Annotated in this window: 17 protein-coding genes and 2 pseudogenes; 13 read left to right on the top strand and 6 right to left on the bottom strand. The window is 72.8% G+C overall.

All coding sequences use genetic code 11. The annotated features are described in order from the left end of the window. Positions 1 to 8 precede the first annotated feature (8 nt). The 7 genes from ACFVYS_RS20795 (at position 9) to hypE (ending at position 6,340) form a co-directional block, all read left to right on the top strand. Entirely contained in the window at positions 9 to 113 is a 105-nt protein-coding gene (locus tag ACFVYS_RS20795) for a DUF6893 family small protein (RefSeq protein ID WP_389503978.1), read from the top strand. Between the two features lie 143 nt (positions 114 to 256). Beyond that, positions 257 to 649 (top strand): hydrogenase maturation nickel metallochaperone HypA, encoded by a 393-nt coding sequence (gene hypA / locus ACFVYS_RS20800; protein WP_389503980.1) that lies wholly within the window; start codon positions 257 to 259, stop codon positions 647 to 649. 3 nt (positions 650 to 652) lie between these two features. Next, positions 653 to 1,429, top strand: coding sequence for a hydrogenase nickel incorporation protein HypB (gene hypB, locus ACFVYS_RS20805; RefSeq protein ID WP_389503982.1), 777 nt, complete (start codon positions 653 to 655; stop codon positions 1,427 to 1,429). Next, on the top strand, positions 1,426 to 3,795 hold the full coding sequence (hypF, locus tag ACFVYS_RS20810) for a carbamoyltransferase HypF (protein WP_389503984.1): 2,370 nt from the start codon (positions 1,426 to 1,428) through the stop codon (positions 3,793 to 3,795). Before hypB ends, hypF begins: the two co-directional genes overlap by 4 nt. 31 nt (positions 3,796 to 3,826) lie before the next feature. Next, the gene (locus ACFVYS_RS20815) at positions 3,827 to 4,132 is read left to right on the top strand and encodes a HypC/HybG/HupF family hydrogenase formation chaperone (RefSeq protein ID WP_389503986.1); all 306 of its coding nucleotides are present in this window, start codon (positions 3,827 to 3,829) and stop codon (positions 4,130 to 4,132) included. Beyond that, on the top strand, positions 4,129 to 5,256 hold the full coding sequence (gene hypD / locus ACFVYS_RS20820) for a hydrogenase formation protein HypD (RefSeq protein WP_389503988.1): 1,128 nt from the start codon (positions 4,129 to 4,131) through the stop codon (positions 5,254 to 5,256). Before ACFVYS_RS20815 ends, hypD begins: the two co-directional genes overlap by 4 nt. Beyond that, positions 5,249 to 6,340 carry a hydrogenase expression/formation protein HypE gene (hypE, locus tag ACFVYS_RS20825; protein WP_389503990.1) on the top strand — a complete coding sequence of 364 codons (1,092 nt, stop codon included), beginning with the start codon at positions 5,249 to 5,251 and terminating at the stop codon, positions 6,338 to 6,340. Before hypD ends, hypE begins: the two co-directional genes overlap by 8 nt. A gap of 144 nt (positions 6,341 to 6,484) precedes the next feature. On the opposite strand, the gene ACFVYS_RS20830 is transcribed toward hypE, so the two are convergent. Both ACFVYS_RS20830 and ACFVYS_RS20835 read right to left on the bottom strand, forming a co-directional pair. Next, entirely contained in the window at positions 6,485 to 6,871 is a 387-nt protein-coding gene (locus tag ACFVYS_RS20830) for a hypothetical protein (protein ID WP_389503992.1), read from the bottom strand. A gap of 236 nt (positions 6,872 to 7,107) precedes the next feature. Next, positions 7,108 to 7,743: a TetR/AcrR family transcriptional regulator gene (locus ACFVYS_RS20835; RefSeq protein WP_389503994.1), complete on the bottom strand. Its 636-nt coding sequence runs from the start codon at positions 7,741 to 7,743 to the stop codon at positions 7,108 to 7,110. Between the two features lie 685 nt (positions 7,744 to 8,428). Here ACFVYS_RS20835 and ACFVYS_RS20840 point away from each other — a divergent pair. The 3 genes and pseudogenes from ACFVYS_RS20840 to pgm form a co-directional block, all read left to right on the top strand. Further along, positions 8,429 to 8,650: pseudogene (locus tag ACFVYS_RS20840) on the top strand (TetR/AcrR family transcriptional regulator); the annotation flags it as partial. Positions 8,651 to 8,923: 273 nt separating this feature from the next. Then, the gene (locus ACFVYS_RS20845; RefSeq protein WP_020126694.1) at positions 8,924 to 9,100 is read left to right on the top strand and encodes a hypothetical protein; all 177 of its coding nucleotides are present in this window, start codon (positions 8,924 to 8,926) and stop codon (positions 9,098 to 9,100) included. 100 nt (positions 9,101 to 9,200) lie between these two features. Beyond that, positions 9,201 to 10,841, top strand: coding sequence for a phosphoglucomutase (alpha-D-glucose-1,6-bisphosphate-dependent) (gene pgm, locus ACFVYS_RS20850; RefSeq protein WP_389503996.1), 1,641 nt, complete (start codon positions 9,201 to 9,203; stop codon positions 10,839 to 10,841). Positions 10,842 to 11,328: 487 nt separating this feature from the next. Here the strand turns inward: pgm and ACFVYS_RS20855 are convergent. Continuing rightward, positions 11,329 to 11,440: pseudogene (locus ACFVYS_RS20855) on the bottom strand (cation transporter); the annotation flags it as partial. 164 nt (positions 11,441 to 11,604) lie between these two features. Between ACFVYS_RS20855 and ACFVYS_RS20860 the strand changes: the two are divergent. The 3 genes from ACFVYS_RS20860 to ACFVYS_RS20870 all read left to right on the top strand — a co-directional run bounded on the left by ACFVYS_RS20860 (position 11,605) and on the right by ACFVYS_RS20870 (position 15,256). Next, positions 11,605 to 12,453, top strand: coding sequence for a PP2C family protein-serine/threonine phosphatase (locus tag ACFVYS_RS20860; RefSeq protein WP_142267705.1), 849 nt, complete (start codon positions 11,605 to 11,607; stop codon positions 12,451 to 12,453). 50 nt (positions 12,454 to 12,503) lie between these two features. Further along, positions 12,504 to 13,526 (top strand): MASE1 domain-containing protein, encoded by a 1,023-nt coding sequence (locus ACFVYS_RS20865; RefSeq protein ID WP_389503998.1) that lies wholly within the window; start codon positions 12,504 to 12,506, stop codon positions 13,524 to 13,526. Between the two features lie 275 nt (positions 13,527 to 13,801). After that, positions 13,802 to 15,256 carry a WGR domain-containing protein gene (locus tag ACFVYS_RS20870; protein ID WP_389504000.1) on the top strand — a complete coding sequence of 485 codons (1,455 nt, stop codon included), beginning with the start codon at positions 13,802 to 13,804 and terminating at the stop codon, positions 15,254 to 15,256. 43 nt (positions 15,257 to 15,299) lie between these two features. Here the strand turns inward: ACFVYS_RS20870 and ACFVYS_RS20875 are convergent, their stop codons facing one another. The 3 genes from ACFVYS_RS20875 to ACFVYS_RS20885 form a co-directional block, all read right to left on the bottom strand. Beyond that, positions 15,300 to 16,367, bottom strand: coding sequence for an LLM class flavin-dependent oxidoreductase (locus ACFVYS_RS20875; RefSeq protein WP_389504002.1), 1,068 nt, complete (start codon positions 16,365 to 16,367; stop codon positions 15,300 to 15,302). Positions 16,368 to 16,435: 68 nt separating this feature from the next. Beyond that, on the bottom strand, positions 16,436 to 17,260 hold the full coding sequence (locus ACFVYS_RS20880; RefSeq protein WP_389504004.1) for a DUF1684 domain-containing protein: 825 nt from the start codon (positions 17,258 to 17,260) through the stop codon (positions 16,436 to 16,438). Further along, positions 17,257 to 18,912, bottom strand: a complete 1,656-nt coding sequence (locus ACFVYS_RS20885; RefSeq protein WP_389504100.1) for a dipeptide ABC transporter ATP-binding protein — start codon at positions 18,910 to 18,912, stop codon at positions 17,257 to 17,259. The genes ACFVYS_RS20880 and ACFVYS_RS20885 overlap by 4 nt, the downstream gene beginning before the upstream one ends. Positions 18,913 to 19,246 lie beyond the last annotated feature (334 nt).

The raw sequence follows: 19,246 nt of genomic DNA on the forward strand, positions 1-19,246 counted from the left end.
GAGACGGGATGAAGAAGATCATCATCGGCGGAGCGGCCCTCGCGGCCCTGGTCGCCATCGGTGCCGAGGTGTTTCCCGACGTGCGGCGCTACCTGCGCATCCGACGGATGTGACCCACTGCCGCCGCCGGTCTGCCGCGCGGTTGCGTCGAACGGCGTACCCGGTGGCCGGTGACGGCGTGCCGGGCCGCGCGGCCCGGCACGCGCGCCTCTAATGAAGGCCGACCGCAGGCAGGCCGCGACAAGGACGGAGACCCATGCACGAGATGTCCGTCGCGCTGGCCGTCGTCGACCAGGTGGCAGAGGCCGCCGAGCGGGCCGGCGATGTCACGGCGGTGCGATCGGTACGGCTCCAGGTCGGCGAACTGGCCGGCGTCGTACCCGATGCGCTCGCCTTCTGCTTCGAACTGGTCTGCGCCGGAACCCTGCTGGAAGGCGCCGAACTGGTCACCGAGGCGGTGCCGGGGCGGGCCCGCTGCACACCCTGCGCCCACGAGTGGGCCGTCGGCATGCCACCCCGGCTGACCTGCCCCGCGTGCGACGGGACGACCACCGATCTGCTCGCGGGCCGGGAACTGCGGATCGCCGCCGTGCAGTGGGAGACCGACGACCCCACGCCCACCCGCGAACCGATCTCCGAGGAGTGCTGAACCATGTGTCGTGTCGTCGACCTGCGCCAGGCCGTGCTTGCGAAGAACGACGCGAGCGCCCACACGCTGCGCACCCGCCTCGCGGCCCACGGCACCACGGTCGTCAACCTGCTGTCCAGTCCGGGCAGCGGCAAGACCGCCCTGCTGGAGAGTGAACTGCTGCGGGCACGGGAGCGGGCCCTGCCGGTCGCGGCGCTGACCGCCGATCTCGCCACCGAGAACGACGCGATCCGGCTGGCACGGTCGGGCGCCCCGGTCAAGCAGGTGCTCACCGACGGACTGTGCCATCTGGAGGCGGGCATGCTCGCCGGTCACCTGGACGGGTGGCTGCCCGACGGCACCCGGCTGCTGTTCGTGGAGAACGTCGGCAACCTGGTCTGCCCCGCCACCTACGACCTGGGGGAGACCCTGAGGGTCGTCCTCGCCTCGGTGACGGAGGGCGAGGACAAGCCGCTCAAGTACCCCACCGCGTTCGGCCTCGCCCACCTGGTCGTCGTCACCAAGATCGACCTCGCGGAGGCCGTGGAGTTCGACGAGATCGCCTTCCGCGCCAACGTGCAGCAGGTCAATCCGGGCGTCGAGGTGGTCCTGACCTCGGCACGCCGCGGGAAGGGCGTGGGCGCGCTGCTCGACCGGGCGCTCGCCGCCGCGGAGGGCGCGCCCCCGCACACACCGGTGATGGCCGGCCGGCCGGACCTCCGGCACGGCCACACGCACACCCACCCGCACACCCATGCCGACGAGACCGACGCCGGCGACCTGGCACCCACCCCCTCGTGAGCGCTCCGTCGCGGCCGTCGGCCGTGGTCGCCAGTGACCCGCCGCTGCGCCGCCGGGTCACCGTCCGGGGCGTGGTGCAGGGCGTGGGCTTCCGGCCCTACCTGTACGGCCTCGCCACCGAACTCGCCCTGGCCGGACACGTGACCAACACCCCCGAGGGCGTCGTCGTGGAGGTCGAGGGGACCGCCTCGGCCGTGGCCCGGTTCTGCGACCGGATCGCTGTTCACGCGCCCCCGCTGGCCCGCGTCGAGTCCGTCCACCACCGCGAGATGCCGGCCGTCGGCGACACCGCGTTCACCATCCTCACCTCCCGGACCGGCGGACCGGCCCGCACCCTGGTCTCCCCGGACTCCGCCACCTGCGCCGACTGCCTCGTCGAGCTGGCCGACCCGGCGGACCGGCGGTACCGCCACCCGTTCGTCAACTGCACGCACTGCGGCCCGCGTTTCACGATCGTCACCGGCGTGCCGTACGACCGGGCCCACACCACCATGGCCGGCTTCGCCATGTGCCCCGACTGCGCCCGCGAGTACGCGGATCCGGCCGACCGCCGCTTCCACGCGCAGCCGGTCGCCTGCCCGGCCTGCGGACCGCGGCTGCTGCTGGTCCCGCCGTCCGACGGCCTGCCGGGGGCGGACCCGGTGACCGAGGCGCGCGTCCTGCTGTCGGGCGGCGCGATCCTCGCCGTCAAGGGACTGGGCGGCTATCACCTGGCCTGTGACGCCACGAACGAGGAGGCGGTCGCCCGTCTGCGCCGCCGCAAGGCACGGGGGGACAAGCCGTTCGCCGTCATGGCCCGGCGCACGGCCGACGTCGAGCACCTCGTCCGGCCGGCCCCCGAGGAGCGGGAGCTGCTCGAAGGCGCTGCCCGGCCCGTGGTGCTGCTGCGCCGGCGCCCGGCCCCGGGGTACGCGGCGCGGGCCCCGCGCCCCGCCGAGTCCGTCGCGCCCGGCAGCCCCGACCTCGGCGTGATGCTGCCGTACACCCCCCTGCACCACCTTCTGCTCGGCCTGCCCGGCGACCCGGACGGCCCCCGGCTGCTCGTCATGACCAGCGGCAACATGTCCGGTGAGCCGATCGTCACCGATGACACCGAGGCGCTGGAGCGGCTCGCCCCGCTGGCCGACGCCTGGCTCACGCACGACCGGCCGATCCACGTCCCCTGCGACGACTCGGTCGTCCGCGTCTGCGACGGGGAGCCGCTGGTGATCCGCCGCTCCCGCGGCTACGCCCCGCTGCCGGTCGCCCTCCCGCTGCCCGTCCGCCCCGCCCTCGCCGTCGGCGGCGATCTGAAGAACGCCTTCTGTCTGGGGACGGGCCGACGCGCCTGGCTGTCCGCGCACATCGGCGACATGGACGACCTCGGTACCCAGCGGGCCTTCGAGGGCGCGGTGGCGCAACTGGAGTCCATCACCGGCGTTCGGCCCGCCACCCTGGTGGCCGACCGGCATCCCGGCTACCGCTCCGCCCGGTGGGCCGACCGTCATGCGGCGGCGCGGCCCGTCGTCCGCGTCCAGCACCATCACGCGCATGTCGCCGCCGCGATGGCCGAGCACGGGCTGGACGGCACCCGGCCGGTGATCGGTGTCGCCTTCGACGGCACGGGCCACGGCGACGACGGAGCCGTCTGGGGCGGCGAGTTCCTGCTCGCCGACTACGACGGCTTCCGCCGGTTCGGGCACCTCGCGTACGTCCCGCTGCCCGGCGGCGACGCCGCGGTGCGCAGGCCGTACCGCATGGCGCTGGCCCATCTGCGGGCGGCCGGGATCGACTGGTCCGACCACCTCGCCTGCACGGCCGCCTGCCCGCCCGACGAACTACGTCTGCTGGAACGGCAGTTGGCGCTCGGCCTGCACTGTGTCCCCACCTCCAGCATGGGGCGGCTCTTCGACGCCGTGTCTTCCCTGGCGGGGGTGTGCCACCGCGCCGGATACGAGGCACAGGCCGCCGTGGAGCTGGAGGGAGCGGCGCTCGGCGCGCCCACCGGCGACCGGGCCGCCTACGCCTTCGACCTCCCCGCGGCGAACGGGGACGACGCGGTACGAGCCGACCCGGCGCCCGTCCTCGCCGCGATCGTCGCCGACCTGCGGGCCGGCGTCGGACCCGCGCTGGTCGCGGCCCGTTTCCACCGGGCGGTGACCGGCCTGGTGCACCGGATCTGCGTGCGGGCCCGAGAGCGGCACGGCCTGGACACGGTCGCCCTGACGGGGGGCGTGTTCGCCAACACGCTGCTCTCCTCGGCCTGTGCCGCCACCCTGCGCGAGGACGGCTTCACGGTCCTGCGGCACCGGCTGGTGCCGCCGGGCGACGGCGGTCTGGCCCTGGGCCAGCTGATGGTGGCCGCCCGGACGACTCCCACCGACTGAGTAACGCGCGATCCACAGCGAGGAGAGGCTCATGTGCCTGGCGGTACCCGGCAGAGTGCTGGACATCGAGGACCGGGACGGCACCCGGATGGCCACCGTCGACTTCGGCGGTGTGGTCAAGGAGGTGTGCCTGGAGTATCTGCCCGACCTCCAGGTCGGCGAGTACGCCATCGTCCACGTCGGCTTCGCCCTTCAGCGGCTGGACGAGGAGTCGGCCCGGCAGACGCTCGAACTCTTCGCCGAACTCGGCATGCTGCAGGAGGAGTTCGGCGACGCCTGGGAGATGGCGGCGGCGGAGGCGGGCACGGACCCGCTCGAAGGGGTGGGCAACCAGTGAAGTACATCGACGAGTTCCAGGATCCGGAGCTGGCCCGTCGGCTGCTCGACGACATCCATGCCACGGTGACGAGACCGTGGGCGCTGATGGAGGTCTGCGGCGGCCAGACGCACAGCATCATCCGGCACGGCATCGACCAACTCCTACCGGAGCAACTGGAGTTGATCCACGGTCCGGGCTGTCCGGTGTGCGTGACCCCGCTGGAGGTCATCGACAAGGCGCTGGAGATCGCCTCCCGGCCGGACGTGATCTTCTGTTCCTTCGGCGACATGCTGCGGGTGCCGGGCACCGGACGGGACCTGTTCCAGGTCCGCGGGGAGGGCGGCGACGTCCGGGTCGTCTACTCGCCGCTCGACGCGCTGCGGATCGCCCAGCAGAACCCGGACCGCGAGGTGGTGTTCTTCGGCATCGGCTTCGAGACGACGGCTCCCCCCAACGCCATGACGGTCCACCAGGCCCGGAAGCTGGGCATCCTGAACTTCAGCATGCTGGTGTCCCATGTCCGGGTGCCCCCGGCCATCGAGGCGATCATGTCGTCGCCGAGCTGCCGGGTGCAGGGCTTCCTCGCGGCCGGGCACGTGTGCAGCGTGATGGGCGTGGAGGAGTATCCGGAACTGGCGGAGCGCTTCCGCGTGCCGATCGTCGTGACGGGCTTCGAGCCGCTGGACATCCTCGAAGGCGTGCGCCGGGCCGTCCACCAGCTGGAACGCGGCGAGCACACCGTCGACAACGCCTACGCCCGTGCCGTCCGCCCGGAGGGCAATCCGGCCGCCCGGGCCATGCTGGAGGACGTCTTCGAGGTCACCGACCGGGCCTGGCGCGGCATCGGCGTGATCCCCGGCAGCGGCTGGCGGCTGGCGTCGAAGTACCGCGACCACGACGCCGAGCACCGCTTCGCGGTCGAGGGGATCCGGACGGAGGAGCCGGCCGAGTGCCGCAGCGGCGAGGTCCTCCAGGGGCTGCTCAAGCCGCACGAGTGCGAGGCCTTCGGCACGCTGTGCACCCCCCGCACCCCCCTGGGCGCCACCATGGTCTCCAGCGAGGGAGCCTGCGCCGCGTACTACCTCTACCGGCGGCTGGACATGCCGGCCACCAAGCCCCGGGAGGCGACCCCCGTTGTCTGACATCACCGATCTGCCCGCCACCGGCCCCGCCCGCGCCCTCGATGTCGAGGGCTGGACCTGTCCGGCGCCGCTGCGCGACCGGCCCCGGGTCGTCATGGGCCACGGTGGCGGGGGAGTGCTCTCCGCCGAACTGGTCGAGCAGATCTTCGTGCCCGCCTTCGGGGGCGAGGTGCTCGCCCGGCTGGGCGACTCCGCCGTCCTGACGGTCGGCGGGGCCAGGCTGGCGTTCTCCACCGACTCCTACGTGGTGCGGCCGCTGTTCTTCCCCGGCGGCAGCATCGGCGACCTGGCGGTCAACGGCACCGTCAACGACCTCGCCATGAGCGGCGCCCGCGCCGCCTACCTCTCCTGCGGATTCATCCTGGAGGAGGGCGTCGAGCTGGACGTGGTCCGCCGGGTGTCCGAGGCGCTGGGCGCGGCCGCGCGCGCCGCCGGGGTGGAGGTGGCCACCGGGGACACCAAGGTGGTGGAGGCCGGACACGGCGACGGGATCTACCTCAACACCGCGGGCATCGGTCTCGTCCCCGCGGGCGTGGACCTGCGGCCGCAGCGGGTCGTCCCCGGTGACGTGGTGATCGTCAGTGGTGCCATCGGCGTCCACGGGGTGGCGGTCATGAGCGTGCGCGAGGGACTGGAGTTCGGGGTCGAGATCAAGAGCGACTGTGCGGCGCTCGGCGGCCTGGTCGACGCCATGCTCGCCGTCACCCCGGATCTGCACGTGCTGCGCGATCCCACCCGGGGCGGCCTGGCTGCCGCGCTCAACGAGATCGCGGCGGCCTCCGGCGCGGGGGTGGTCATCCGGGAACGCGACGTCCCGGTCCCGGCGGCCGTGGCCAACGCCTGCGCCATCCTGGGCCTGGACCCCATGTACATCGCCAACGAGGGCAAGCTGGTGGCCTTCGTCCCGCGCGAGCACGCCGACGCCGTCCTGGAGGCGATGCGGTCCCATCCGCTGGGCGCGGAGTCCGTGGTCATCGGTGAGGCCGTCGAGGCGCATCCTGGGATGGTCGTGGCCAGGACCGGGCTGGGCGGAACCCGGGTGGTCGATCTGCCGATCGGGGAGCAGTTGCCGCGGATCTGCTGACGCGGATCCCGCGCTGTCCCGCGCGTCGTGGGGATCCGCGACGTGACCGGGGGCGTGGCGCAGCCGTGACGCGCCCGGGGCGTGGCGCAGCCGTGACGCGCCCGGGGCGTGGGGGAGCCGGCCGTCCACGCCCCGAGCGGGCCGTCAGCCCGATCGGCGTCCGGACGGCGGGTCCTGCGGGTCCACACCGGTCGTGGCGGACGCGTCCCTGGTGCCGCTGGGGCGCTGGGAGCGGCCCTTGGGCCCTGTGTCCCGCCGGCCCTTCTCGTCCGCGTCCGCGTACTCCTCGCCGCGTCCACTGCGACTCTCGACCGTGTCACCCGGAACGGACTTCGTCTCCTCGGCGGACTTGGTCCGGCCCCGGCCCTTCTCGTCGGCGTACTGGGCGGCATGGAAGGAGCGGTGGGCGCTCGGGTTGTCCTGCTGGCGTGTCTCGTCCACATCGGGCGACCAGCCGTGCTGCCCGGCGCCCTCGTGCCGGCCAGGACCCTCGCCGTGCGGTGGCTCGGACGAACGTGGTTTCTTCGACATGGTCCGACCTGCCTGTTCCTGGTGAGTGGAGGACGCCGGTCGAGCGCCACCGTGCTCCCTGAATTATCCCCTCTTGTGACATTTCGAGCACATCGTGGCCCCACGAAACCGATCGGTTCGGGCAGAGCCACGGCGGCGGGGAATTGTTGTCGAAATCGTTGACGGGCTGACGGGCTGACGGGCTTCTCGCGGGCGCCCTCACCCCGTACCCCGAGGTCGCCGCGCAGGCGGGAGCGCTAGGCGCTGAGCCGCTCGGGGCGGGCGAGCCCGCGGACCCGGGCGGCGGCGAGGTCGCCGTCCGCCCCCACCGCGATCAGGGCCGCCGTGGCGGTTCGGGTGCCGTCGTCGCTCCAGGTCCCGGCGTTCACGCATTCCAGGAGCGCCAGCGTCAGCCCTTCGAGGGCTCGGCCGAGCGGGTCGGGCGGGACGCTGGTGTGGAAGACGCCCTGTCGCTGCCCGCACTCGATGATCGCCGTCGCCATCTCGCGGGCCGGGCCGAGGATCTCGTTCACGCGCTCCGCCCCCAGGTCCTGGGGTGCCAGTCGCAGCAGCGTGCGATAGCGGTCGCCGACGGGCCACAGGGCCAGGACGAAGCGTGCCATCGCCGTGACGGCGTCGGGGCCGGGGACCGGTAGGGCCGTCAGCGCGCGTCCGAGGGCTTCCGTCGCGTCCGAGACGAGCCCCTCGACCAGGGCCGACCGGCCGCCGAAGTGGTCGTAGACGGTGCGGCGCACCACGCCGGCGGCCTCGGCGATGTCTCCGAGGCTGCTGTCGGGATCACGGCCGAGTTCCCGCCTCGCCGCTTCGAGGATGCGGGCCCGGGTGAGCAGTGCCTGGCGGCGACCACCGCCCGCGCTGCCTGGGTCGGTCATGTCGGACCTCCGGTCGGCCGGGGAGGATGTCGATATTTGCACACAGGCGAGCAATAAACCAGTGCGTCAGCCGCCCTCGCCCCTCTCCAGCTCCATCGAGCACTCCGCGTCACCCGGCTTTGATGCGCACAACTCCGGTGATCGTGCCCCGGTGGTCGGCCCGAACGTCCCGCCCCCTGGGGGCGATTTTCGCAGCTGCCGCGCTGCCGCTGTCGCCGGAGCGCAGGACGGGAACGGGGCAGACCTGGGCTCCCGTGTCGGTGCGGCGGAAAGGACTGTCTCGACCATCGGACGTGAACACGCCTGCGCCGGGGCGTAGTTCCGGGTGTCCGGTCGATGAGGGCCGGTGAGCAGGTGACCTTGCAGCGGCGTACGACCGGGGGAGATCATGGGCGTGCCCCGCGGAATCCGCGCGACGCACCGCGCCGCAGGGCACCGTCCGGTATCGAGACGTCAGAACCGAGGGGAGCCACCGTGAAGACAGTGCCCGTCCGGCCGGTCCGCACCCCGGTCCTGGCTCCCGCCTGGACGGAAGCGTCGGCACGTCGACCTGTGCCGGACCCACACCGCGCTCTGTCGCTGACCGGACCTTCCGGCTTTCTCCTGGCGGGCCCGCGCCCGTCCGCCCTGCCCGACCGATAGCGGCCGCGCGGGTACGGGTCCTCAGCCGCCGCCGGAACACCCCGTGCGTGACCTCGAGGCCGGCATCGCCTCCAGCCGGTTCACCGTCGGCGACGCGACCGTCGCCCTGACCGCCCTGGGCGGTTCCCTGCTGGCACTGCGGTTCGCCCGCCCGGACCTGGACTGGGACGAGGCGGCCTCGAACCTGGCCGAGATGCTGCTGCGCATGCTGCCTTCGCAGGACGCCCGTGAGGTCGCCCGGCGCCCGCTGCCCGAGCTCGGCTGACGCGCACCGTCGCACGACGTGGCATCGGAGCGGCGCGCCCCGAACCGTCCCCCGGCCGAAGGCCCTGAACTCCGTCCGCCCTGGCACTCCGTCCCCCAGGGCCGAATGCGTGGTGTTCACGGCCCGGTCGGGGGCATCCGCTGAGCAACGACACGGAAAGAGCAACGACACCGCACGAGCGACACCACCGATCCGGCCGGCACCCCGAAGCGGCCGGCACCACCGAACCGGCCGTCACCCCGAAGCGGCCGACACACCGAAGGGACGGACCCCTTGCTCGCCATCATCTCGGCAGTGCTGTTCTTCATCGCCTTTCTGATCAACGCGGCGGAGATCTCCACCAACGACACCTTCACCTCGACCAACCTCATGCTCCTGGGCCTGACAGTGCTCGCCCTCCACGTCGCGGGCATCGGCAGCGGCTGGTCGGTGCGCGGCCGCCGGCGCTGAGCGCTCCGGGCGCAAACCGACCCGTACTCGCGGACAGCCGCCCCCACAAGGGAAGATGGACGGCGTAAGCCTTGATCGACCGATGTGGAGGAGCGGGCACATGCAGCACGAGCGAGCGGGCACGAAGGCCGGCCCCGAGGATCTCGTCGACGTCGCCCGGCTGGTCACGGCGTACTACGCGCTGCACCCCGACCCGGACGACCCGGGACAGCGCGTGGCGTTCGGCACCTCGGGGCACCGGGGATCGTCGCTGAACACGGCGTTCAACGAGGACCACATCGCCGCGACCAGCCAGGCAATCTGCGAGTACCGGACCGCCCAGGGCACCGACGGCCCCCTCTTCCTCGGCGCCGACAGCCACGCCCTGTCCGAGCCCGCCCGGGTCACCGCCCTGGAGGTGTTCGCGGCCAACGGCGTGACGGTGCTCGTCGACAGCGCCGACGGCTACACGCCGACACCCGCGGTCTCCCACGCGATCCTCGCCCACAACCGCGGCCGCACCGCCGCCCTCGCCGACGGCGTGGTCGTCACCCCGTCGCACAACCCGCCCGCCGACGGCGGCTTCAAGTACAACCCGCCGAGCGGTGGCCCCGCCGGCTCCGACGCCACCTCCTGGATCCAGGACCGGGCCAACGAGATCATCACGTCCGGCCTGAAGGACGTACGGCGCATCCCCTACACCCGGGCCCTCGCCGCGCCCACGACCGGCCGCTACGACTTCCTGGGCACCTATGTCGCCGACCTCCCGAGCGTCCTCGACCTGGACGCGATCCGCGCCGCCGGTGTCCGTATCGGCGCCGATCCACTGGGCGGGGCGTCCGTCGCCTACTGGGGCCGGATCGCCGAACAGCACCGGCTCGACCTGACCGTCGTCAACCCGCTCACCGACCCGACCTGGCGTTTCATGACGCTCGACTGGGACGGCAAGATCCGCATGGACTGCTCGTCGCCGTACGCGATGGCCTCGCTGATCGAGCAGCGCGACCGCTTCCAGATCGCGACCGGCAACGACGCCGACGCCGACCGGCACGGCATCGTCACGCCGGACGCCGGCCTGATGAACCCCAACCACTATCTGGCCGCGGCCATCGCCTACCTCTACGCGCACCGTGCGCAGTGGCCGGCCGACGCGGGGGTCGGCAAGACGCTCGTGTCGTCCTCGATGATCGACCGGGTCGCCGCGGACCTCGGGCGCCGCCTCGTCGAGGTGCCCGTCGGCTTCAAGTGGTTCGTGGACGGGCTCGTCGACGGCTCGCTCGGCTTCGGCGGTGAGGAGTCGGCCGGTGCCTCCTTCCTGCGCCGCGACGGCTCGGTCTGGACCACGGACAAGGACGGCATCATCCTGGCGCTGCTGGCCTCCGAGATCACGGCGGTTACCGGGAAGACCCCGTCCGAGCACTACGCCGGCCTGACCGACCGCTTCGGTTCGCCGGCCTACGCGCGCATCGACGCCCCCGCCACCCGGGAGGAGAAGGCGCTGCTCGGCAAGCTCTCGCCCGCGCAGGTCACCGCCGACACCCTGGCCGGGGAGCCGGTCACCGGCGTGCTCACCGAGGCCCCGGGCAACGGCGCGTCCATCGGGGGTATCAAGGTGACCACGGCCAACGCCTGGTTCGCGGCCCGTCCCTCGGGCACCGAGGACGTCTACAAGATCTACGCCGAGTCCTTCCTCGGCTCCGACCACCTCCGCCGGGTCCAGGAGGAGGCCAAGGACGTGGTCGACGCCGCGCTGGGCGGCTGAGCCGCCCGGCCGGACGGCCGTCCACATGACACGCGCCACATCACTGCTCCGGAACTCGGTCGGCGGCCGCTCCGACCACTGAAGCGGTACGGCGCGATCCCAGGCGACGTCGTACGACGTGACCTGGAGGCGCGGCTGATGGACGTATCCCGGAATTCCTCCTTGTCCGGCTTGGGCGCGGCCTCAGGGCGGGCGGGGCCCCGCCCGCCCTCTGCGGCTTCCTCCTGCTCATGGCGCTGATCTTCGCGGTCTCCTACGCCGTCGGCACCGCCTCCGGCCCCGTGGCATCCGGCACGCACGGCACGGGAACCGCGGGCGGCGACGGTGGCGGCGGTGATGGCGGCGGGGGAGTGGAAGACGCCGACGACACGGGTGACATGGCCGACCCGCACGGGGCGGCCTGGTGCCGGCGTCCTGCAGGACGGCCGCCGTGCGCCGGGCCGCGGCGGCGGGCCGACAGTTCCCACACGTCGTCACCGCCGATGACCGCCGGGTGGCTCACCCGAGCCCGTCCGGTGGCCGGATTGACGGTCGCCGTGACGCCGTCCAGCCTGCCGAGCTTCTTCTCGACCCGCCTGAGACAAGCAAGCGCAGGTCATGCCGCTGACGGTCAGATCGGTGGTGACCCAGGTGGTCACCGGTTGGGCGACGCCGGGCCTGTCGGGCCGCGCCTCAGGGCCGGTATCATCCTCTAAAGATAAAATGTGAGGTTTGCCCGATGTGGCCACCCTCCCGACGAGCTGCCGTCCCGCCGGAGTGATCAATGTCCCGCAAGCGCCCCACGGACGACGGCGACGAGCTGCTGGCCAGACTCGGTTCGCTGACCGCCCAGGCGCGCGAGCGCGCGGAGCTGCAGCGCTCCCGCGTCGAGCTGGCCCTCGCCCTCCAGCGCGGCATGCTGCCCAGGGACCTGCCCGCGGCGCCCGGCTTCCGCCTGGCCGTGCAGTACGCGCCCGCCTGCTACGGCCTCAACGTGGGCGGCGACTGGTACGACGCCTTCGCGATGCCGGACGGGCGCATCGGCCTGTCCATCGGCGACGTCCAGGGCCACAACATAGAGGCGACCGCGTTCATGGGCCAGGTGCGGGTCGGTCTGCGTGCCCTGGCCTCCGTGACCGGCGAGCCCGGCGAGCTCCTCGCCCGGACCAACGACCTGCTCCTCTCCCTCGGCAGTGACCTCTTCGCCACCTGCACCTTCATGCGGCTCGACCCCGCCACCGGGGTCCTGGAGAGCGCCAGGGCCGGGCACATCCCCTGTGTGTGGGCCACGGCGGACGGCAAGTCCGGTGTCGCCGAGGACGAGTGCGGCCCGCCCCTGGGGGTCCAGGAGGGCATGGACTACCCGGTCACCCGCTACCGGCTCACCAAGGGCGGAGTGTTCGTCCTGCTCACGGACGGCGTGGTGGAGGGGCCGACCCTGAACGTCGACGAGGGCCTCGACCAGGTCGTACGGCTCGCCGGCATCGCCGCCGTCGCGGGCATGGCGGCGGACTCCCTCGCCGCCGCGGTGATCAAGGGCGCCGAGCGCGTGGGACACGAGGACGACGCGGCCGTGCTGGTGGTCGGACACGACGGGCTGACGGCGCCGGACGTCCCCCTGGTTCAGCCATAGGGCCGGACACCGCGCGTTTCGCCTCGCCGACAGCGTCGCGCAGGTGTCTGATGGCTGCTGTGGTGGGTACCCCGGATCTGCGCAGATCGGCTGTCTTCGCCTTGCAGACGCTGGCCGTAGCCCTGGGCTACTACGCGGCCGGGCGGCTGGGGCTCATGCGGGAGCTCGTCGTGGAGGGCGCGGTCTTCACCCCCATCTGGCCGCCCACGGGTGTGGCGGTCGCCTGTCTGCTGCTCCTCGGGATCCGCGTCTGGCCGGGCATCGCCCTCGGCGCCCTCTTCGTCGTCATGTCCCTGACCTCGTTACGGCCCGTGGTGATCGTCAACCTGATCGGCAACACGGCCGCCCCGGTCTGCGCGTACCTCATGCTTCGCAAGGTGGGCTTCCGCAACGACCTCATCCGGTTGCGCGACGGCCTCGCACTGGTCTTCCTGGGCGCCCTCACCGCGACGCTGCTGAGCTCGACCATCGGCGTCGGGCTCCTCGTCCTCACCGACAAGCTCGCCGCGCACAGCTTCTGGCCGGTCTGGCTGGCCTGGTGGGTCGGCGACGCGATGGGCGTTCTGATCGTCACGCCGGTCCTGCTCGTGCTGTACACGATCACCCGGCCCCTCCGGCTGTCCCGCTGGAAAGAGGCCGTGGGACTCGCGCTCATCGCCTGCGCCCTCGTCCCCCTGGCCACCCACAGCCGCGTCAGCCTGCTCTTCCTCGTCTATCCCCTGCTGATCTGGGCGGCCCTGCGCTTCCAGCTCGCAGGCAGCATGCTGTGCGCCCTCTTCACCTCGGTCATGGCCACCGTCGCCGCGACGGACAGCGTCGGGCCCTTCGAACGGCTGAGCCGCGTCGAGGTGATGATCAAGCTTCAGGCCTTCAACGGCACGATGGCCCTGACCGCCCTGCTGCTCTCCGCGGTGATCACCGAACAGCACCACACCAGACGCTCCGTGGAACGCGCCTGCCAGGAACTGGTCGAGGTCCTGGAACACCTCACCGCGGGCGAGGCCCCACCGGGCCGACCGCCGAAGGACATCCAGGACACGGGGCGTCCGGAGCACAAGAACACGAACAACTGACGGGGCTTGCGCTTGCGCCGGGGCCGCAGCAGGGGCAGGGGGCGGGGCCGGGTCGACACCTCCACGGTGGGTGGGGCTCCCGGTGTGCGACGGTCGTTCGCCGGCCGGCGATCCGCCCCGCACCGGTCTCGGGCCGTCCCACCCGCGCTGCGCGGCCGGTGACCCCGGCCGAGGCGCCGAGCACCGCCCGACGTGATTGTCAGTGCCTGCGCCTACCTTTCGGGGAGTGGGACTCGCCGGAACGGCCGCGGGTCCACCCTGGGGAGGGTTTTGTCATGGCTACCGGGTCCAGCACCGTGTCGACGACGTATCTGGAGCTGTCGCAGGACGGCGGCGGCGCGCACAAGTTCTACGAAGTGGCCGTCGACGGCGTGGTGGTGACGGTCCGGTACGGGCGGATCGGCGCCACCGGGCAGCTGCAGACGACGACGTTCCCCACCGCCGAGAAGGCCCGGGCCGCCGCCGCGCGGAAGGTCGGGGAGAAGGTCCGCAAGGGGTACGCCCCGGCCGTCGCAGGCCAGCGCCCCCCACGTTCGGTGACCCGCCGTCAGGTGACCTCGGCGCCGTCCACCGCGCGCGCCGTGGCCCCGGTGCTGTGGCGGTTCCGCACCGGCTCCTCGGCGTTCGGCATCCACGTGGACGACGACCGCTGCTGGGTCGGCAACCAGTCCGGTGACGTCTACACCCTGGACCACGAGGGCGCCGTCCTGGCCCGCTTCAGCCTGCCGGACGGCGTGAAGTGCCTGGTCGCCGACGACTTCTGGATCTACGCGGGCTGCGACGACGGCAAGGTCTACGACCTGTCCTCCAAGCTGCCGTTCGCGGCGTACGACATCACCGCGGACGTCGACATCTTCTGGCTGGACATCCACGAAGGCCTGCTGAACGTCTCGGACCGCGAGGGCCGGCTCACCGTCATCGACCACGAGGACGAACACCAGTGGGCCCGCCGCAGCAAGGGCGAGCACGCCTGGATGGTCCGCGCGGACGACCGGGCCGTCTACCACGGTCACCACCGGGGCGTCACCGCCTACGCGCCCGACGGCGGCGGCGAACTCTGGCACACCCCCACCCGCGGCGGCGTCCTGTTCGGCTGGCAGGAGGAGCACGCCGTGTACGCGGGGACCGCGCACAAGGTGGTGCAGCGGCTGTCGAAGGCCACCGGCGCGGTCGAGGCCACGTACGGCTGCGACAGCGCGGTGTACTCCTGCGCCACCTCGCCCAACGGGCGCTTCGTGTTCGCCGGAGACGCGTCGTCGTCCGTCTACTGCTTCGACCGGGACGGCACGCGCCTGTGGAAGCTCGGCACGGGCGGCGGCTCGGCGCTGTCGATGCAGTACCGCGACGAACGGCTGTACCTGGTGACCACGGACGGCTCGCTGGTGTGCGTGGACGCCAGCGAGGCGGCCATCACCGCGGCCGAGCAGGGCACGGTGCCGGTGGCGCGGGACGTCAAGCTCGCCGCGGCCCTGCCGACGTACGTCCCGGCCACGGCCGCGGCCACGGTGGCCACCGTGGCCCAGGCGCCCTCCGGGGCGATCGTCGTCGAGTGCGTCCAGGAATCGGGGCGGGTCCGGGTGCACGTGGTGTCCGACGGCTACGAAACGTCGTGGAACGTCCAGTTCCCGCGCGAGATACGCGAGCCCGGGGCACGGTACGTGGTGGACGCCCTGCACACGGCGGCCGGCGGCTTCTACCGGGTCCGCGGTGACATCCGACGGCTGCTCTGACCGTACCCTTCCTGCCCGTACCGCCCCGGCCCGGGCTCGCTCATCAGCCGGCGCCGCCCCGGGCGGCGACCGGCCGGGCGGCCTGTGGGGCGGCCGCACCGGCGGGCCGCCAGCCCAGCTCCGGCGCGATCAAGTGCCGGACGTCGTGCAGGATCTGCTCGTAGTCACCCCGATGGAACTCGTACGGCAACTCCAGGCGCAGTTCCGACACGGCCGAGACCACGGGATCCGCGGCCAGCTGCTCCAGGATCTGCTCCGCCGTCCCGACCAGGTCCGGCGCGAACAGGGTCCGGTTCCTGCCCTGCGGTGCCAGGGTGCGCGCGTGCCGGGCGGCCGCGTACTCCCGGTACCGGGCCCGGGTGGGGGCGTCGGCGCTGTCGAGCGGCACGATCACCCGGCCCAGTGCCACCCGCGCCGGACGAGCGGCGGAGACCGTGCGCCGGTACTCGGAGAGCAGGGTGAGCTGGGCCGTGGTGAAGTCGTCGGTGCCCTCACCGGTGACGATGTTGCCGCTCAGCAGGTTCAGGCCGTGTTCCGCGGCCCACCGGATCGAACGCAGGCTGCCGCCGCCGTACCAGACACGGTCCAACAGGCCCGGGGCGTGCGGCTGCAGCCGCGGCCGTTGGGTGTTGCCCGGCGACTGGATCACGGTGTCAGGACCACCGAGGTAGTCCCCGCGCAGGTTGTCGACGACGCGGGCGATCCGGCCGTACGACAGGTCGAAGCCGCGCCAGTCCCCGTCGTACACCAGATCGCCGAGCAGTTCGGCGTGCGGCATGCCGGTGCTGAACCCGGTCTGAAGCCTGCCACGGGACAGCACGTCGGCCAGGGCCAGGTCCTCGGCCAGCCGGAACGGGCTCTCGTACCCGATCGGGATGACCGCGGTACCCAGCTCGACCCGCTCGGTCCGCTGGCCCGCCGCGGCGAGGAACACCGCGGCCGAACCCACCCCGTGTTCGAGATGCCGCTGCCTGACCCAGGCCCCGTCGAAGCCGATCCGTTCGCCGTACTCGAACAGCTGAAGCGTCTCCTCCAGACCGGTGTAGGGATCGTCGTCGGCGAAGTTGCCCGGGGTGAGAAAGGCCAACGAGGTGATGGAGGGGATGCTCATACGGTGCCAGTCCTCAGGATCGGGGTCGGCTCAGCGGTGCTCGGTGCTCGGTGCTCGGTGCTCTGTGGTCAGGACCCGCCCCGCTCGCGGGGGATCTTCTCGCCGGCCTCGACCGGCACCGGCAGCCGGTTCTCCGCGGGCGGCAGCGGGCAGGTGGCCAGATCGGTGTAGGCGCACGGGAGGTTCGCCGCCCGGTTGAAGTCCAGAACGACCGTGCCGTCGGCGGCGGGCGCGTCCAGCGCAAGAGCCCGGTTGGCCGCGTAGGTGGTGACCCCGGAGGTCGCGTCGGTGAACAGGACGAGCAGACTTCCCGGGCCGTGCCCGGGGAACGCGGTCAGCGCCAGCGGACGCCCGTCCAGCTCGAACTCGACCCGGCCCGGCGCGTCGTACACATGCTCCAGCCCCTCGACCGCCGCGCCCACGGTCGTCGGCCTGGGCTCGTCGAACGCCGTGTAACGGCCGGTCACCACCCAGCGGGGGTGCGGGTCGTAGGCCGGTGTGCCGGTGAAGCCGGTGCGCAGCGGGGTGTCCGGATGCCGGGGGCGGATGATGTCCTGCCCGCCGCGCTTGGCCACCTCGATGACGGCGTCGCCCCACACGGCGTCGACCCCGCCGCGCTCCGGGATCACTCCGAAGCGGTGCTCGCCCCGGACAGCGGTTCCGTCGACGACCAGTTCCTCGCCTTCGTCGAGGACCACGACGATTCCGTCGGCGCCGGTGGACCACGCCCCCGGTGCGTCCGGGAAGCGTTCCGGCCGATCACTCAGCCAGTGCAGGCCGGTGATGGCCAGAAACCCGTGCGGGTCGGCGAGTCGTGCCTCCTGCCGGTGATGCCACTCCTGCCAGTCGTCGACGAAGGCGTCGAGGTCTGCCGAGGTGTCGTGAACGGTCACTGGTGCTCCTTCGGTTCAGGCGAGTCGGCGGCCCCGGCCGACGCGTGGCGGCCGCCGGGGATCGCCGCGAGCAGTTCGCGGGTGTAGTCGTGGCGGGGGTGGGTGAACAGTTCCCCGGCGGTGCCCGTCTCGACGACGCGGCCGGACCGCATGACGGCCACCCGGTGCGCGATCTGGCGTACGACGGCCAGGTCGTGCGAGATGAACAGGTACGCCACTCCCGTGTCGGCCTGGAGTTCGGCGAGCAGGTCCAGCACCTGAGCCTGGACCGACACGTCGAGCGCGGACACCGGCTCGTCGCACACCACCAGATCGGGCGAGAGCGCGAGGGCGCGGGCGATCGCGACGCGCTGCCGCTGCCCGCCGGACAGTTCCGCCGGGCGGCGGTCCAGCACCGAGCCGGGCAGCGCCACCCGGTCGAGCAGTTCCCGGGCCCGGGCGAGCCGGGAGGCACGGTCGCCGACCCGGAACGCGCGCAGCGGCTCGGTGATCACCTCGCCGATCGAGAACCGGGGATCGAGCGAGGCGTACGGGTTCTGGTAGACGAGCTGGGCCCGCCGGCGCAGCTGCCGGGCCCCTGCCCCACGGACGGTCGTGACATCGGCGCCGTCGAACAGGACGCTCCCCGAGGTCGGATCGACCAGCCGCAGCACCAGACGGGCGGTGGTGGACTTTCCCGAGCCGGATTCGCCGACCAGGGCCAGCGTCCGGCCGCGGTGCAGGGTGAGACTGACGTCGTCGACCGCGCGCAGGGTGCGGGCCGCACCCGCTGCTGCGGGCAGCCGGAACTCCTTGACCAGGTTGCGGGCCTCGACCAGCGGTGTCTCGTCGGGAGCCGGTGCGGTGACCGCGGCCGTGGCGCGCGGCCGGGCCGTGGTGAGGCTGGGCGCGCTGGCCAGCAACCGCCGCGTGTAGGCGTGCCGCGGGTTCTCCAGGACGTCCCGGGTGGGCCCGGCTTCGACGACCCGGCCCTCGGCCATGACCACGATCCGCTGCGCCCGGTCGGCGGCCACGCCGAGATCGTGCGTCACCAGCAGCACGGCGGTGCCGGACTCCTCGGTGAGGTGCTGGAGGTGGTCGAGGATCACGCGCTGCACGGTGACGTCGAGGGCGCTGGTCGGCTCGTCGGCGATGATCAGCTGCGGTTTCGCGGCGATGGCGACCGCGATCAGGGCCCGTTGGCGCATGCCGCCGGACAGTTCGTGCGGGTACTGCCGGGCGCGGGTGGCCGCGTCGGGCAGCCCTGCCTGGTCCAGGATCGCGATCGCGGCCGCCGGAGCGGAGCGGCGGGTCGCCAGCCCGTGGATGCGCAGCACCTCGGCGACCTGCTCGCCGATGCGTTTGACGGGGTTGAGCGACACCGTCGGGTCCTGCGGCACCAGCCCGATCCGTGCGCCGCGTACGGTACGCAGCTCCCGCTCCGACAGGGCGGTGAGGTCGTGCCGGCCGAAGCGGACGGTACCGGCGTCGATGCCGCCGTTGGCCGCCAGCAGCCGGATGATCGCGTGCGCGGTCGTGCTCTTCCCGGAACCCGACTCGCCGACCACCGCGGTGACCTGCCCCGGCCATACGTCGAGGTCCACGCCCCGCACGGCGTGCACGGTCCCGCCACGCGTGCGGTACGACACGGACAGGCCCCGCACTTCCAGCAGCGCGGGCTCGTCCGCCGAAGCGGCGTCGGTCGAGGCCTTGCCGACGGCGGCCTTGTCGGCGGCGGCTTCGTCGGTTGCGGACCCCACCGTCGTGACCCTGTCGGTGGCGGCCTTGTAGGGAGCGGGCTTGTAGGTGGCGGCCTCGGCCGTCGTGGCCTTGTCTGTCGCGGTTCCGTCGGTTGTGGTCTCGGCCGTCACGGTCTCGGCCGTCACGGTCTCGGCCGTCGCGGCCTCGTCTGTCGCGGTTCTGTGGGCTGCGGTCCCGGCCGTCGCGGTCTCGTCCGGCGTGGCCCTGTCCGTCGTGGGGAGACCGGTCGCGCGGAGGCCGGACGCG

The sequence above is a fragment of the Streptomyces sp. NPDC058295 genome (assembly GCF_042880655.1).
GTDB lineage: Bacteria > Actinomycetota > Actinomycetes > Streptomycetales > Streptomycetaceae > Streptomyces > Streptomyces coriariae.

Coding starts and splice junctions, on each gene's coding strand:
- ACFVYS_RS20795 (WP_389503978.1), top strand. CDS start 9: ATGAAGAAGATCATCATCGGCGGAGCGGCCCTCGCGGCCCTGGTCGCC.
- hypA (WP_389503980.1), top strand. CDS start 257: ATGCACGAGATGTCCGTCGCGCTGGCCGTCGTCGACCAGGTGGCAGAG.
- hypB (WP_389503982.1), top strand. CDS start 653: ATGTGTCGTGTCGTCGACCTGCGCCAGGCCGTGCTTGCGAAGAACGAC.
- ACFVYS_RS20815 (WP_389503986.1), top strand. CDS start 3,827: ATGTGCCTGGCGGTACCCGGCAGAGTGCTGGACATCGAGGACCGGGAC.
- ACFVYS_RS20830 (WP_389503992.1), bottom strand. CDS start 6,871: ATGTCGAAGAAACCACGTTCGTCCGAGCCACCGCACGGCGAGGGTCCT.
- ACFVYS_RS20835 (WP_389503994.1), bottom strand. CDS start 7,743: ATGACCGACCCAGGCAGCGCGGGCGGTGGTCGCCGCCAGGCACTGCTC.
- pgm (WP_389503996.1), top strand. CDS start 9,201: ATGCAGCACGAGCGAGCGGGCACGAAGGCCGGCCCCGAGGATCTCGTC.
- ACFVYS_RS20860 (WP_142267705.1), top strand. CDS start 11,605: ATGTCCCGCAAGCGCCCCACGGACGACGGCGACGAGCTGCTGGCCAGA.
- ACFVYS_RS20865 (WP_389503998.1), top strand. CDS start 12,504: ATGGCTGCTGTGGTGGGTACCCCGGATCTGCGCAGATCGGCTGTCTTC.
- ACFVYS_RS20870 (WP_389504000.1), top strand. CDS start 13,802: ATGGCTACCGGGTCCAGCACCGTGTCGACGACGTATCTGGAGCTGTCG.
- ACFVYS_RS20875 (WP_389504002.1), bottom strand. CDS start 16,367: ATGAGCATCCCCTCCATCACCTCGTTGGCCTTTCTCACCCCGGGCAAC.